This is a genomic window from Halopseudomonas laoshanensis, from assembly GCF_008365385.1.
Lineage (GTDB): Bacteria > Pseudomonadota > Gammaproteobacteria > Pseudomonadales > Pseudomonadaceae > Halopseudomonas > Halopseudomonas laoshanensis.
Genome location: NZ_QOVF01000002.1, coordinates 864,171 through 878,439, shown reverse-complemented (window position 1 = coordinate 878,439; position 14,269 = coordinate 864,171). Strand labels below are relative to the sequence as shown.

Sequence of the window (14,269 nt, the reverse complement as noted above, 5' to 3'; positions counted from 1 at the left end):
TGATTTATTACCGTCTTCATCTCTTGCAGCAATTTGCTCCTTCAAAAAGAGATGTTTTAGCGCCTTAACCGGCGCTTTTTTTGCTTTACGATTGTCGGCAGGGCGGTCTCAGAGGCCAACCCAACCCAGGGTCAGCGCTGCCAGCAACAAGTAGCGGGCAGCCTTGGCCAGGGTAACGATCAACAGAAAACTCCAGAAAGGTTCGCGCATGACGCCGGCGACCACGGTAAGTGGGTCGCCAATGATCGGCACCCAACTGAGAAGTAGCGACCAGCGACCAAAGCGATGATAAGCCCGCTGTGCCCGTTCCAGCTTGCCTTCGCTGACCGGAAACCAGCGTTTTTGCCGGTAGCGTTCGATGGAGCGGCCGAGTAGCCAGTTGAGCGCGGAGCCAAGCACATTGCCGATGGTCGCTACCGTCAATAATGCCCAGGCAGCATAATGGTCTGTCAGCAATAATCCGACCAGCACCGCTTCTGACTGCATCGGCAATAGCGTGGCAGCGCCGAATGCTGCGAGGAAAAGTCCAAAATAGCCGGAAAGCTCAAGCCAAATGTCAGGCATTTAGCCCGTTCCAGCCGTGAATGCCGATATATATCCCCACGCCGATGATCAGTACGCTGGAAAAATAAGGGGCGCGGCGTGCTACGGTGCTGAGCCACGGCCATCGATTGGACGCTTGGCGTGCGCCGATGGCGGCAGCGGCGCCAACAGTGACCAGCGTGATTGCCAAACCAATACTGAAGCACAGCACCAATACAGCTCCCAGTGTGACTTCTTTCACCTGCAGGCAGAGCAGCAATACGGTAATCGCCGCCGGACAGGGGATCAAACCCCCAGTCAGCCCGAACAGAATGATCTGGCCGGTGCTGACATTGCCATTGCTGAAACGCGTGCGGATATCCTCGGCATGCGCTCGTTCGTGGGCATCCTGATAACCTTCCAGCGACAGCTCAAGCCCTCCAGCTTTGACATGATCATGGTTATGGCCATGTTCATGTTCATGGTGATGCTGATGCGCACTAGCCGCCTCGAACTGCCATGTTTGCTCGCCCTGCCAGGTGCGCCACAGCATCCACAGGGCGATGAGAATAATGATGGCGGCGCTGGCGAGCTGGAAGTAGGGTTCGGTAGTGTCAGCGTCGAGATTCTGCCCCAGATACATGCCAAACATGGCCACTAACCAGACTACCGCCGTGTGAGAAATCGTCGCTGCGAAACCAAGCAGCACGGCCTGTTTCACCGTGCCGCGAATCGCCACGATAAACGCCGCCATCATGGTTTTGGAGTGTCCCGGCTCCAGGCCGTGCAGAGCGCCCAGTAAAATGGCGGTGGGAAAATATAACCACGCCTGGGAGGCTCCCTGTTGCAGTAGTTCGGCGAAACTCGACATGGGAGAAACCTGCTGGGAAAGTTTTAGAGGTATTTGGTGATTTGCTTGAAATCTTCCAGTGGTGCACGTTCACCGCCGGAAAGCGCTTCTAACGTGTGCTCCAGACAGTGGTCAATATGGTCCTGAATAAGCGTTCGCTTGGCTTGGCAGACGGCCTTTTCGACCGCGTGCAACTGTTGTGCAATATCGACACAGGGGCGGCTGCTTTCAATCATGGTGATGATGCTGCGTAGGTGACCCTCTGCCCGTTTCAATCTTTTGACGATATCGCCATGGCTTGCGTGCTGGTGGCCCTCTCCGTTTTCGCTCATGTATTGAGTCTCATGTCTCGATGGATTATGCTCGTATCCTATCCCCCTGGAGGGGATACGGTCAATCCGTTGAATCAGCAAGAATCACCAGCCCCAGGCACCGGACCCTCAAGATATGCCCAGCAAGCCCATCAGCGCCAAGGTGATATTTGCCCTCGCTCTCGTCGTATTGATGGCATGGGTCGGGCACAGCTCGGCATTGATGAATGGCGCAAGCCCGCCCGCCTGGGGCGACAAACATGCTCACGCGCATTCGCACGGTAACGACGTTCCCATCTGCTCAATCTGTGCGGATCACTTCCATTCATCGCTGACTGCCGATCACGTGCACGAAACGCCGCATCTGAATACGCCTCTTGGCGTAAGTGCTCAATCGAAGAGTCCAGCGCTTCTGCGTGACGCAAGCAGTTTTGTGCCTGCGGCACCGATTTTTTTATTCAAGCGGCCTCCCCGTCCTGACCTGGTGTGCTGACAACGCCGCCTCGCGGCTTATAACCACTGTCATTCAGGACTAAATCATGCATTCTTTTCCAGGAAGCGATCCGGGCAGATTCCTCGTACGCTCGAATCGCCCGCTATTGCTGTTATTACTGTTCATCACGCTGTTGCTTATAGGTATGCCTGACGCATTTGCCCACGCTGTCGCCGAAGGCGATAAGGGCTACATTCAGGAAATCACTGGCGTGAACCTCATTGCCTTCATGTACCTCGGGGCCAAGCACATGGTCACCGGCTATGATCATCTGCTGTTTCTGCTGGGGGTGATTTTCTTCCTCTACCGCATGAAACATATCGCTATCTATGTAAGCCTGTTTGCTGTTGGACACTCGCTCACCATGCTGCTGGGCGTGTACTTCAATATCGGTATCAACAGCTACATCATTGACGCGATCATCGGCCTTTCTGTGGTCTACAAGGCGCTGGATAACCTGGGCGCTTACCAACGCTGGTTTGGCTTTCAACCCAACACCAAAGCCGCCACCTTGATCTTTGGTTTGTTTCACGGCTTCGGTCTGTCATCGAAGATTATCGAATACGACATCTCCCCGGATGGTCTGGTCCCGAACCTGCTTGCGTTCAATATCGGCGTGGAAGTGGGTCAGCTGATTGCCTTGGCCATGATCCTGATTGCAATGAGCTTCTGGCGTAAGACTGACGGCTTCTTCCGTCATGCCTACACCGCCAACGTGGCCATGATGGGCGCGGGATTTCTGCTCATCGGCTATCAGCTCACCGGCTACTTTATTGCTTGATTCTGGAGACACTTATGTACAACACCGATATGCCCTCACGCGCCGAACTACCCAGTACAGCAAAACTGATTCGCTCTACCATCATCTCCGCCATCGTTGCATTGGTGCTTCTGGTGACCGTGGTCATGCCAGCCGAATACGCGATGGACCCGACGGGTGTAGGCCGTTTGTTGGGTTTGACTGAGATGGGCGAGATCAAACAGCAACTTGCCGATGAAGCCGCTGCGGATGAAGCCGCGCAGTTGACGGCGGTACCTACCACCACTGAAGCGTTTTCACCCGAGCCCGTTGCACCTGCTCAGCAGGCCGCGACCTTCCCTGAGCCACAAATCGAAGCCACTGCCTCAACCCCTGCGCCCGCAGCTGCGGCGGCGCCCGAATGGAAAGATGAGGCACAGTTTGTCCTTACTCCTGGGGAAGGCACAGAGTTCAAGCTGACGATGGAGGACGGGGCGGTTGCCAGTTTTCACTGGGTATCCGATGGGGGGGCGGTGAACTTTGATACCCACGGTGATGGCAGTGGCCAGTCGATTTCTTATGAGAAAGGGCGTGGTGTAGCGGAGGATGAAGGTGAACTCACGGCGGCGTTCACCGGCAATCATGGCTGGTTTTTCCGTAACCGGAACACTGAGGATGTCACGCTGATTCTCCGCACTCGTGGCAACTACGGTGAGTTAAAGCGGGCGATGTGAAGCGGAAGACATAATTAATTGCAGTCTCGCCAGGCCAGTCTCGAATTGAGGCTGGCTTGGCGTGGGGACCATAAACGTGTGCTTCTGGTAGATATTGAAACCTTCCTCCACACCTCTTGGACTGCTGGCCGCTCTTGGCCGAAAGCAGTCTGGGCGGACAGGCTGTTAACGGCCAAAAAGCGGTGGAATGCCCCGGGTTACCTGGACACTTCTAGCCTATTATTTGAGCATAGGAGGAAGTGATGAGTAACCAGCGATATTCACCCGAATTCAAAGACGAAGCGGTCCGGCAGGTCGTCGAGAGGGGTTACCCAGTAGCCGAGGTCTCGGAGCGACTGGGTGTCTCTGCCCACAGCCTTCACAAATGGGTCAAGGCAATCAAGCCAAGTAAATCCGACGAACAGACCTCAGAGCTCAACGACGCAAAGAAGGAAATTCTTAAGCTGCGAGCCCAGCTTCGACGAACTGAGGAGGAGCGAGATATCTTAAAAAAGGCCGCTCGGTACTTCGCAAGCCAACCCGAGTGAAGTACCGATTTGTTGCTGACCACAGTAGCGAGTTTCCGGTGCGCACCATGTGCAACCTGCTTGATATCTCGCGAAGCGGCTACTACGCATGGCGTTTCCGGCCGTTGTCCGACAGAGCTGTCGAAGATGCTCGGCTGCTGCCTTTGATACATGCTTCTTACGGTGCCAGCTTTGGCGTCTATGGCTATCGGCGGATATCAATGGACCTGAAAGAGACTGGTGAGACGTGCGGTAAGCACAGAGTCCATCGCATCATGAAGACCAATAATATCAAAGCGATACACGGTTATAAAAAGCCAAGAGTTGTGAACGGCCGACCATCGATCCTGGCACCCAATACGCTTAACCGGGAATTCAAGGTGACCACACCAGACACCGCTTGGGTAACCGATATTACTTACATTAGGACCTGGCAAGGATGGCTATACCTGGCAGTCGTACTGGATCTGTTCTCACGCAGAGTAGTGGGCTGGTCCATGAAACCGACGCTAGCACGCGAGATCGTTCTAGACGCTCTCATGATGGCTGTCTGGCGTCGCAAACCCACTAGCCGAGTGCTGGTTCACTCAGATCAGGGGTCTCAATATGGCAGCGACGACTGGAGACGATTCTGTCATCACCACAACCTTGAGCCAAGCATGAGTCGACGCGGCAATTGTTGGGACAATGCTGTCGCGGAGTCATTTTTTAGTAGTTTGAAAAAAGAGCGCATTAAGAAGCGCATCTACAAAACCAGAGACATAGCTCGCGCAGATATCTTTGATTACATCGAAGTGTTTTATAATCGAAATCGGCGCCACAGCCATCTCGGCGGCTTAAGCCCAGAGGCTTTCGAGGCCGCTTCAGCATGAGGCTTCAACGTGTCCAAAAACCCGGGGCATTCCATCATTTACGTCCTTACAGCGCTGTCCATCGGAACGCTTCCTCAGGCTTGAACGTTACGCTAAACCAGATCAACGCGAACTCCTATGACGGAAGCAAGCTTGCTGAGGTGGTCGCACAACTACCTCTTAGGGACTCAAGCGGAATTCCAGTCCTTGTTAGTTACGATGGAGGCATAGCAATCCCTCAATGTGATGACTTCCCTAGTCGGGTTCATGGCGTGCGCAAGCTCAATGAGATACTTTGCAGCCTGCTTCTAGGCGGCATACATGTTGAAGTTCTTCGCTCTGAGGAACTCGTTATTGGGGCGTTACACGATAAGGCCAATCTCGTTGCATATACCCCATCACTCCACGCTAACCTTCGTTTGAACTGGGCTGCTCCGACAGATCGTATGGGGCCTTTGATTCACCCAAGAGTCCTCATGGTGGATGAGATGCACAAGGCATTTCACCAGGGACAACAGGTCATTCAATCGATGCTGTCTTTTTCTTCGCTCTTCCTACTGAGTGGCTACACGGCGATGATGTATCGGAATAACAGCGATGCACTCAACAACCTCTGGATAACTGTGGAGCAGCTTACGGAGCATATATGGCGTGAGCAGTACCTAAAGAACAGGAGCAGCTTTCCAGTCTACGTTGCGAAAGCTCACTCGAAGCCAAGGATCAAGAAGAGACTTGGCAGCATTTCCACGAAGCACAAACTTCTGTGCTTATCGAATATTTTCAGCAAAGATTGCTATCGTGTCCTCAATCGTGCGCGGCGAAAACGCAATCACCTCGCGCATAGTGGTGTCGTACCCGAATCCAACCTTATCGAGCAGTTGTGGAGTGTGCTGCCTGAACTAATCGAAGTGGCCTCTGATACTAAGCATCTGGGATTGAGGAGGCTCAGTGGTGGTGCGATGGAGAATTGGGATATTCCGGCGAGAACAGACTTCGAAGAGTGGGTAAACCTTGCGAAGGCTCTTTAACTGACCTACTGCCAGTCAAGTATTGATGGCAGCTTCGCTCTAAAAACTGTTTTGTAAGCTCTGTGGTGGGGGTTTGGGGAGCAATGGAACCAAAAACCAACGTAAGCCTTACCACCTCCGCTCAGAGCCCTCTTCCCAGGCATCCGCCTCGATAAAACAATTGCGCATCTCGGCTTCCTGGCTGATCTCGGTCAGCAGATCATGTACCGTCTTATCCAATGCCTCATCATTGCGATATGGAATGCTCAGTGCGTAGTTGCCCGACTCCAGTGGCTTCATGCCATAGGGTTCCAGGCAGTAACGCTCGATGTTCTCTTTTGCCCGCTTTTTGCCACGCACGAACTTGCTGTTGTTCTCGACGGCCAGGCGCAATATGACCGTCGCGATCCGTTCGGCATCGTCCACTGCCGGTGGGACTGTAATGTCGAGATGCAGGGAGATTTTTGTGGGTACGCCGATCGTTATGCCGCGATGCCGGAGGTAGCGGTAAAGCGTACTTTTGGAGATGTGCAGTTTCTTGCCAATGGCGCTCACACTTAACCGTCCCTCGCGGTACAGCGTTTCTGCGGCCATAGCTGTCGCTTCGGCTTGAGCTGGCAACCCCTTCGGACGGCCACCGACTCGACCACGTGACCGTGCAGCGGACAAGCCGGCCTGTGTGCGCTCACGAATCAACTCGCGTTCGAACTCTGCCAATGAAGCGAACAGGTTGAACACAAAGCGCCCTTGCGCGTGAGTGGTATCGATGGGGTCATTCAGACTTTGCAGGCCAACGTTACGAGCGGCCAATTCACCGACCAGTTCGACCAGGTGCTTGAGTGAGCGTCCCAGACGATCCAGCTTCCAAATCACCACGGCATCACCGGCTCGCACATGAACCAATAATTTATCCAGTTCCGGACGTGCGCTTTTTGAGCCGCTGGCAACGTCTTGATAGATCCGCTCGCAGCCTGCCTTTTTCAGAGCATCGATCTGGAGGTCTGCGTTCTGATCCCGAGTACTCACCCGCGCATAGCCAATTTTCATCAGAAGTACCGTTTACTCAACAGATAAATTGAAAATAGAACCTTGATTAACGATACCAGTATTTAAAACCATAATGAGGCTTAACTCAGAGCAGGGCTGGTCTTCCGTTAAAGTTCTATAAAACGAGGGTTTTATCGAACCATTGCGAAGCGGCAAGGAACGGGTGTATAAACACACAAACACCTGTTATTGGAGAAGTCATGAACACCACTCGCTGGAACGTCGCCGTCTCTACCGACACCGACCAATCGCTTCGCATGTTTCTGGCCAGCCAAGGCGGTGGCCGTAAGGGCGACCTGTCGCGCTTCATCGAAGAGGCGGTGCGGGCACACATCCTGGAACTGAGCGCTGAACAGGCCAAGGCTTTCAACGTCCATCTAAGTGAGGCAGAGCTGACCGACGCGGTTGATGAAGCGCTCGACTGGGCACGTAAACGCTGATGCGGGTTGTATTGGATACCAACATTCTATTCAGCGCGCTGATCTCACCGCATGGGGCCCCTGATGTGATCTATCGGGCCTGGCGTTCGGCTCGCTTCGAGGTAGTAACCTCACGGGCACAGCTCGATGAGATTCGGCGCGCTAGTCGATACCCCAAGCTTCAGGCCATCCTGCAGCCTGCCAAAGTCGGAGCCATGATCAACAACCTGCAACGCGCAGTAGTATTGGAGCGCTTGGTCATCGAGGTTGAAGCCGATGATCCGGATGATTCATTTCTGCTGGCCATGGCCTTGGCGGGCAATGCGGACTATCTGGTGACCGGTGATCGCCGCGCCGGCCTCTTGCAGCGCGGGCATATCGAACGCACGCGGATTGTCACCCCCGCGGTGTTCTGCGCCGAGGTACTGTGATCCATGCCGGTCGGCTTTCTGACCCAGGAGCAGCGCGACGGCTTTGGTCGCTACATCGAGGCACCCAGCCGTGATGAACTGGAGCGCTACTTCCACCTGAGCGATGAAGACCGTGAAGCCGTCCAGGTACTACGCGGCAACCATAACCGCCTGGGCTATGCCGTTCTGCTGACTACCGTTCGCTTCGTGGGTGTTTTGCCGGACAAGCCCGTTGCTGTGCCGGTGGAAGTCCTGCATGTACTTTGTCGGCAATTGGCAATCGCCGACCCTGACTGTCTTGCGCGTTACAGCGATCATCGTCGCTGGATACATACGGCCGATATTCAAGAGCGCTATGGCTATCGCCACTTTACAGACCCTGGCATCGGCTTTCGTTTGAGCCGATGGCTGTATGCCCTCTGCTGGACAGGCACAGATCGGCCTGGTGTGCTGTTTGAACGAGCCGCCTCATGGCTGTTCACACAGAAAGTCCTATTGCCTGGGGTTTCCCAGTTAGAGCGTTTCATTGCCCAACTGCGTAGCCGCGTTGAAGAACGCCTCTGGTACACCTTAGGCCGCAGCGTGACCGAGGAACAGAGACAACACCTACAAGACTTGCTTCTGGTGGCTGAAGGCAACCGCAGTTCCCGGCTGGATCAACTACGCTCCGGCCCGGTGATGGTCAGTGGCCCTGCTCTGATTCGGGCGCTGCGTCGGCTGGATGATGTGCGTGGGTTGGGTATCGCCTTGCCGCCGGCTGCACATATCCCGCCCAGCCGTATTGCAGCCCTGGCCCGCTTTTCCAACACGGCCAAGGTCACGGCCATCAATCGACTGCCGGCGTCGCGCCGGTTGGCGACGCTGGTGGCGTTCGCGGTTTCCCTTGAAGCCAGTGCGCACGACGATGCGCTGGAAGTTCTGGAGGCGCTACTACGTGATATTTTCAACAATGCGGAGAAGGCTGACAAGAAAGCCCGGTTGCGTAGCCTAAAAGACCTGGATCGCTCGGCGGCAACACTCGCTGCTGCGTGCAAGGTCGTGCTGGATAGCTCGATCAGCGATGACAACGTCCGTTCCCAGCTGTTCAACGACCTGCCACGTGTCAGGCTGGAGAAAGCCCTGGAAGAGGTCACTGCGTTGATCCGTCCGGCCAACGATGTATTTTACCTCGCCCTGGAGGAGCGCTACCGCAGTGTGCGCCGCTTCCTTCCCGATCTTCTGAAACATATTCGCTTCGGCTTCAGTCCCGCCGGCAAGGGGGTGGCGGCTAGTCTGGACTGGTTGCAACTGAATCTACCTCGCAGGAAGCCCGAGGATGACGCGCCGCAGGAGATTGTTGCCAAGGCCTGGCAGAACCACATCACCCGCGAAGATGGCTCCCTCGACATGGGCGCCTATGTCTTCTGCACGCTCGATGCACTACGCACGGCCCTACGCCGCCGCGATGTCTTTGTTGCACCCAGTTGGCGCTATGCCGACCCGCGTATCGGTCTGCTCGATGGCGCAGAATGGCTGTCGGCGCGACCGATCATCTGCCGCTCACTGGGCTTGACCATCGACGCCAAAACCACTTTGGACGCTTTGTCTGCTGAGCTGGATTCAACGTGGCAGGCGGTTGCCGCCCGACTTCCCGACAACCCGGCCATCCAGCTAAGTGAGAGCGCAGAGGGTAAAACCGAGCTGTCCCTCGGGGCGCTGGACAAGTTGGAGGAGCCAAACTCGCTATTGCAACTGCGTGCAGCAGTGGCCGACTTGATGCCGCGTGTCGATCTGCCGGAAATCCTATTGGAAATCGCGGCCCGTACCGGCTTCGCTGAGGCCTTCACCCATGTATCCGAACGCAATACGCGGGCCGACAACCTGGTGACAAGTCTGTGCGCCGTGCTGCTGGGAGGCGCCTGTAACACCGGCCTGGAGCCATTGATCCGCAACGATAACCAAGCGCTGCGCCGTGATCGGCTGTCGTGGGTCAGCCAGAACTATCTCCGTGACGACACCCTGTCAGCAGCCAACGCCATTCTGGTGTCGGCGCAAAGCCAACTGGAGCTGGCTCAGATCTGGGGCGGCGGCGAAGTGGCCTCCGCCGATGGCATGCGTTTCGTCGTACCAGTGCGCACCGTGCATGCTGGGCCCAACCCGAAATACTTCGGTACCGGCCGGGGCGTCACCTGGTACAACCTGATTTCCGACCAGTTCTCCGGCCTGAACGCCATCACAGTACCCGGCACCTTGCGCGACAGCCTGGTACTGCTTGCGGTTGTGCTGGAACAACAGACCGAATTGCAGCCCACACAAATCATGACCGATACCGGTGCCTACAGCGATGTGGTGTTCGGGTTGTTCCGTTTGCTCGGTTATCACTTCTGCCCGCGCTTGGCCGATGTCGGCGGCACCCGCTTCTGGCGCACACGCCCAGAAGCGGATTACGGCAAGCTCAACGGACTCGCCCGGCAGTCGGTCAAGCTCGACCTGATCGCGGAACACTGGGATGACCTACTACGCCTAGCTGGTTCACTCAAGCTCGGTCGAGTGCCGGCGACCGGCATCATGCGCACGCTGCAAACGGGAGATCGTCCGACCCGCCTGGCCCAAGCGCTGGCAGAGTTTGGGCGGATCGAGAAAACCCTGCACACACTGACCTACATCGATGATGAGTCCAAGCGCCGCGCCACCCTGACCCAACTGAACCGAGGCGAAGGTCGGCACAGCCTGGCCCGTGCCGTGTTCCATGGCAAACGCGGCGAGCTTCGCCAGCGCTATCGCGAAGGTCAAGAGGATCAACTCGGTGCTTTGGGCCTGGTGGTGAACATCATCGTGCTGTGGAACACCCTCTAAATGACGGCAGCTGTGGAACGGCTAAAGCAGCACGGCTACCCGGTGCAGGAAGAGGATCTGGTTCGGCTGTCGCCGCTGATCTTCGAGCATATCAATATGTTGGGACGGTACTCCTTCGCGGTACCGGAAGAAGTCGCCCGAGGTGAGCTACGGCCACTGCGTAATCCAGAGGAAGACCTGTAGCTGTTTGTGATCGAAAGCGGCCATGCCCAGGCTGACGGTTATTTATTCTCAGGTAAAGAACTCAACCTCTCCACCCACAAGCTTATACATAGCGCCTACAATTTTTATTTTCCCATCCTGCTCGAGCTTATTCAGGGTGGGGCTGTGTTGACGGATATCGGCCAGCGTCATCTTGATGTTGGTGCGGGCAACGGAATCGACAAAGTCATAGTTGTCAGCCGTACGCTCACCTGCGTATGCCGTTTCAGTAATTGCCGGTTTAATTTTGCTCAGCAATCCAGTCAGGTTTCCCAGTTCGGCGTTGGCAATGGCACCCTTCACCGCACCACAGGAGGTATGCCCCATCACCACTATTACCTTGGCCCCTGCCAGAGCACAGGCAAATTCCATGCTGCCGAGAATGTCTTCGTTTTCCACATTGCCAGCCACACGGCAGTTAAACGTTTCACCAATACCGGCATCCAGCAGGATTTCCGCCGGAGCGCGCGAATCAATACAGCTTAAAATTACCGCTGACGGATACTGCCCCTTTTGACTGGCGCGCTTTTGCGCCAAATAGTCATGCTGCTGCATTTTGCCTTCACGGAAACGCAGATTGCCAGATTTCAGGCTTTCAATGACCTCATCCGGCGTCATTTTATCTCGCTCTTCTTTGCTAAGCGCTGCGGCAAAAGACACTGAAGGCACAGTTAACCCGGCCACTCCAGTAATCGCCAATGTGGAAAGGGCAGCTCCGCGCTTGAGCAGCATGCGGCGGGATGGGTGTTGCGGGTCAGATTGGCTCATTGTTCAGCTCCTAGATTGTGGTGTTGGGCCACATTAACTCAGATGCACATTGCCGTCAGCAATACTTTCGAAAAGTACGGAAGATCAATCGAGGGAATTGCCTAGGAAGAAGGCTCTGAGCGGAGGTGGTAAGGCTTACGTTGGTTTTTGGTTCCATTGCTCCCCAAACCCCAATAACCTCTCATGCTTCACTTCTTTCCGCCCCCAGTCTCTCTGCTCTTCGATCAGCTGACGCGACAACTATCCTGACACCGGGGGCTAGCGGCGGAGCAGCACCTAGCAAAACACTTTATGGCTTGGCTGCTAAACCAGCTAACCCTCACAAATACTTAGAACATCAATGCTGTCGACGTTATGATAGCCGTGGGTGATAAGTTGGCTGCGGTATTACAATGAGATGAGCGCGTCGTGGAAGTTGAATCTACTATCCACGATTTTATAAATGTAATGATTTTTACAGCTAAAATCATTACTCTGTTTTGCGACATATTCACATTATAAGGTAACAACAATGAGTGCCGAAGATTCGGAATTGATAAAAAAAATGGATTTGATAATACAGTATGTTGCAAAAACGATTGCCGTAATCATGGTGGTTGTCATCATGTGGGGGGTTGCGGACATAGTTTATGTTCTTTATCAAAGACTTATGGCTCCACCATTTATGCTATTGGAAATAAAAGACATCCTTGCCACGTTTGGTGCTTTCATGGCCGTTTTAATTGCAATTGAAATTTATCACAATCTAATTCTTTACGCCCACGACAGCCACAATTCAAGGCTTGCGGTGGAGATAGTTTTAGGCACTGCGCTTATGGCCGCAGCACGGAAAGTCATTATATTTGACTACAATGAGATGGATTACAATTATGTCTATGCAACTGGAGCGGTGATTCTGGCTTTATCTATTGCCTACTACTTCATTGTTATCGTTCCAAACAAGAAGCATGGCTTGCCGAGTAACGAATAATGTTAAAGGGCGGAACTGTTTTGTGAATATGAGCGATTTGGTATTGTCTAGACCAAGCTTAAGAATGGATTTTTCGCTTAAAGCATTATCCCTTTCGAGTGTAATTTTAATTGGTTATTTGCATTTTATAGTTGGTCCCTCATTTGAGTTTCATCTTTTTTTTTCTTATTCCTATTATAGTTGCCTCATGGTTTGCTGGCGCATTGTTCTGTTTTTTTATTACGATCTTGGCAATTCTTTCATGGACTATTAGTGATTATTTAATAGCACATGGAAATATTGATGTATTTTCGTTTCTATTTAATTCAACAGTTCATGCGCTCATTTTGGCTTACGTAACTTACCTGCTTCGTTATATTCGTCGACTGTTAATCAGGGAGTCACAATTAGCGCGCGAAGATAGCCTTACAAAAATACCAAATAGAAGATCATTCTATGAAAATGGAGAGGTTGCATTTTCAACCGGTAATCGTCAGCAGTTGCCAATAACAATTATTTTCATTGATGTTGATAACTTTAAATCCATAAATGATGTATATGGCCATAAAATTGGTGACAAGCTCTTATTCGAAGCAGCACAAGTAATGAACGAGAATATCAGAAAAAATGATGTTATAGGTCGCCTGGGGGGAGATGAGTTTTGTTTAATTCTTTTGAGTGCTGATAGAGAGCATGCACTAATGTATGCCATCAATTTAAGAAACAAACTGAACGAAAGAATGTTGAAACACAAATGGCAAACAACCTTTAGTATGGGTATTGTAACTTACGCTGTAACTCCGCCCGATTTTTTAAGAGCTATCGAGGATAGCCGATAAGCTAATGTATCGAGTTAAGACAAATGGGCGGAATGGATTTTCACAAGAATATTACCCATGATGATGCCGCCTAGTTTGATAATGAAGGTGAGTCGGACGTGGTTTTAGGATTGATTGGCACCGGCCTTTATAATGTTTTACTTAGCTGAAATTCTGAATCGCCCCGGGTTTGTCGGAGGCTAACTTTCTTGAGAGAATTAGCCTATGAAAATTCATGGTTTTATTCTCGGGGGAAAGGTCACCACTACGATGCGTTGCAGTTGATTCTTCTTCAAGGCTTTTTCATCAAACGCAATGCGCAAGCTTTCTTGTAACAGCTTCTCAAAGAAACTTTCACCTACGCGTTTACGCCAATGGGTTATGGAGGAACGTTCAATCGGAAACCGATGCTGGAAAAATTCTTCACCGCAAAAATATTGGTAATAGGGATTTTCAATCCAGCGTTCACACACGGCTTCATCCGATAAAGCGTACATACTTTTTAACAGATGCAACCCCACCATCAAACGGGATGGAATCGCGGGGCGACCTTCAACGGAAAAGAACGGTTGACATTGGCTATCGATATGCGCCCAATCAATACGGTCAGTAAGTTTGACTAATTCATGCGACGTGTTGATGATGGGGGGTCAGGCGCGAGCAGAATAAATCGTCGTTTTTTACTTCTTTTGGATGACGAGGTTTCACAATAATCACACTCCAAATTGCAAGGTTTTGCGTAGTAAAAAACGCTTTTCTTGCAATTTGCAGTGCATTTTTTTGAATTATTATCGTTACAAATTAATGTC

The 14,269-nt window shown here is 52.8% G+C and carries 15 protein-coding genes and 1 pseudogene; 10 read left to right on the top strand and 6 right to left on the bottom strand.

The window, feature by feature from the left end:
* Positions 1–108: 108 nt before the first annotated feature.
* The 3 genes from DT594_RS10535 to DT594_RS10525 are packed head-to-tail and all read right to left on the bottom strand — an operon-like array spanning position 109 to position 1,704.
* Positions 109–564 carry a YqaA family protein gene (locus DT594_RS10535; RefSeq protein WP_096347185.1) on the bottom strand — a complete coding sequence of 152 codons (456 nt, stop codon included), beginning with the start codon at positions 562–564 and terminating at the stop codon, positions 109–111.
* Entirely contained in the window at positions 557–1,393 is an 837-nt protein-coding gene (locus DT594_RS10530) for a nickel/cobalt efflux transporter (protein ID WP_096347186.1), read from the bottom strand. The genes DT594_RS10535 and DT594_RS10530 overlap by 8 nt, the downstream gene beginning before the upstream one ends.
* Positions 1,394–1,416: 23 nt before the next feature.
* Positions 1,417–1,704, bottom strand: coding sequence for a metal-sensing transcriptional repressor (locus DT594_RS10525; protein WP_096347187.1), 288 nt, complete (start codon positions 1,702–1,704; stop codon positions 1,417–1,419).
* A gap of 115 nt (positions 1,705–1,819) precedes the next feature.
* On the opposite strand from DT594_RS10525, the gene DT594_RS10520 reads away from it, so the two are divergent.
* The 5 genes from DT594_RS10520 (at position 1,820) to DT594_RS10495 (ending at position 6,034) form a co-directional block, all read left to right on the top strand.
* On the top strand, positions 1,820–2,176 hold the full coding sequence (locus DT594_RS10520) for a hypothetical protein (RefSeq protein ID WP_096347188.1): 357 nt from the start codon (positions 1,820–1,822) through the stop codon (positions 2,174–2,176).
* Positions 2,177–2,222: 46 nt separating this feature from the next.
* Entirely contained in the window at positions 2,223–2,957 is a 735-nt protein-coding gene (locus DT594_RS10515; RefSeq protein ID WP_096347189.1) for a HupE/UreJ family protein, read from the top strand.
* A gap of 14 nt (positions 2,958–2,971) precedes the next feature.
* Positions 2,972–3,649 (top strand): hypothetical protein, encoded by a 678-nt coding sequence (locus DT594_RS10510; protein WP_096347190.1) that lies wholly within the window; start codon positions 2,972–2,974, stop codon positions 3,647–3,649.
* Positions 3,650–3,891: 242 nt separating this feature from the next.
* Positions 3,892–5,027 (top strand): IS3 family transposase gene (locus DT594_RS10500; protein ID WP_218574504.1). Its coding sequence is split into 2 segments (ribosomal slippage): positions 3,892–4,132 and positions 4,132–5,027, totalling 1,137 coding nucleotides; the frame shifts between segments, so codons are not numbered across the junction.
* 251 nt (positions 5,028–5,278) lie between these two features.
* On the top strand, positions 5,279–6,034 hold the full coding sequence (locus DT594_RS10495) for a hypothetical protein (RefSeq protein WP_149332607.1): 756 nt from the start codon (positions 5,279–5,281) through the stop codon (positions 6,032–6,034).
* A gap of 108 nt (positions 6,035–6,142) precedes the next feature.
* Here the strand turns inward: DT594_RS10495 and DT594_RS10490 are convergent, their stop codons facing one another.
* Entirely contained in the window at positions 6,143–7,060 is a 918-nt protein-coding gene (locus DT594_RS10490; RefSeq protein ID WP_047306926.1) for a recombinase family protein, read from the bottom strand.
* Positions 7,061–7,260: 200 nt separating this feature from the next.
* Here DT594_RS10490 and DT594_RS10485 point away from each other — a divergent pair, with 200 nt between their 5' ends.
* The 3 genes and pseudogenes from DT594_RS10485 to DT594_RS10475 all read left to right on the top strand — a co-directional run bounded on the left by DT594_RS10485 (position 7,261) and on the right by DT594_RS10475 (position 10,907).
* Positions 7,261–7,500: a ribbon-helix-helix domain-containing protein gene (locus DT594_RS10485; protein ID WP_034011918.1), complete on the top strand. Its 240-nt coding sequence runs from the start codon at positions 7,261–7,263 to the stop codon at positions 7,498–7,500.
* The gene (locus tag DT594_RS10480) at positions 7,500–7,910 is read left to right on the top strand and encodes a putative toxin-antitoxin system toxin component, PIN family (RefSeq protein ID WP_034011919.1); all 411 of its coding nucleotides are present in this window, start codon (positions 7,500–7,502) and stop codon (positions 7,908–7,910) included. The genes DT594_RS10485 and DT594_RS10480 overlap by 1 nt, the downstream gene beginning before the upstream one ends.
* A 3-nt stretch (positions 7,911–7,913) precedes the next feature.
* A pseudogene (locus DT594_RS10475) lies at positions 7,914–10,907 on the top strand (Tn3 family transposase).
* A 48-nt stretch (positions 10,908–10,955) separates the two neighbouring features.
* On the opposite strand, the gene DT594_RS10470 reads toward DT594_RS10475, so the two are convergent.
* Positions 10,956–11,693 carry a carbonic anhydrase gene (locus DT594_RS10470; RefSeq protein WP_149332606.1) on the bottom strand — a complete coding sequence of 246 codons (738 nt, stop codon included), beginning with the start codon at positions 11,691–11,693 and terminating at the stop codon, positions 10,956–10,958.
* A gap of 511 nt (positions 11,694–12,204) precedes the next feature.
* Here DT594_RS10470 and DT594_RS10465 point away from each other — a divergent pair.
* Positions 12,205–12,663, top strand: coding sequence for a phosphate-starvation-inducible PsiE family protein (locus tag DT594_RS10465; RefSeq protein WP_149332605.1), 459 nt, complete (start codon positions 12,205–12,207; stop codon positions 12,661–12,663).
* A gap of 143 nt (positions 12,664–12,806) precedes the next feature.
* Complete coding sequence (locus tag DT594_RS10460; RefSeq protein ID WP_178091501.1) at positions 12,807–13,481, top strand: GGDEF domain-containing protein; 675 nt, start codon at positions 12,807–12,809, stop codon at positions 13,479–13,481.
* 212 nt (positions 13,482–13,693) lie between these two features.
* On the opposite strand, the gene DT594_RS10455 is transcribed toward DT594_RS10460, so the two are convergent.
* Positions 13,694–14,101 carry a transposase gene (locus DT594_RS10455; RefSeq protein ID WP_471716035.1) on the bottom strand — a complete coding sequence of 136 codons (408 nt, stop codon included), beginning with the start codon at positions 14,099–14,101 and terminating at the stop codon, positions 13,694–13,696.
* Positions 14,102–14,269 lie beyond the last annotated feature (168 nt).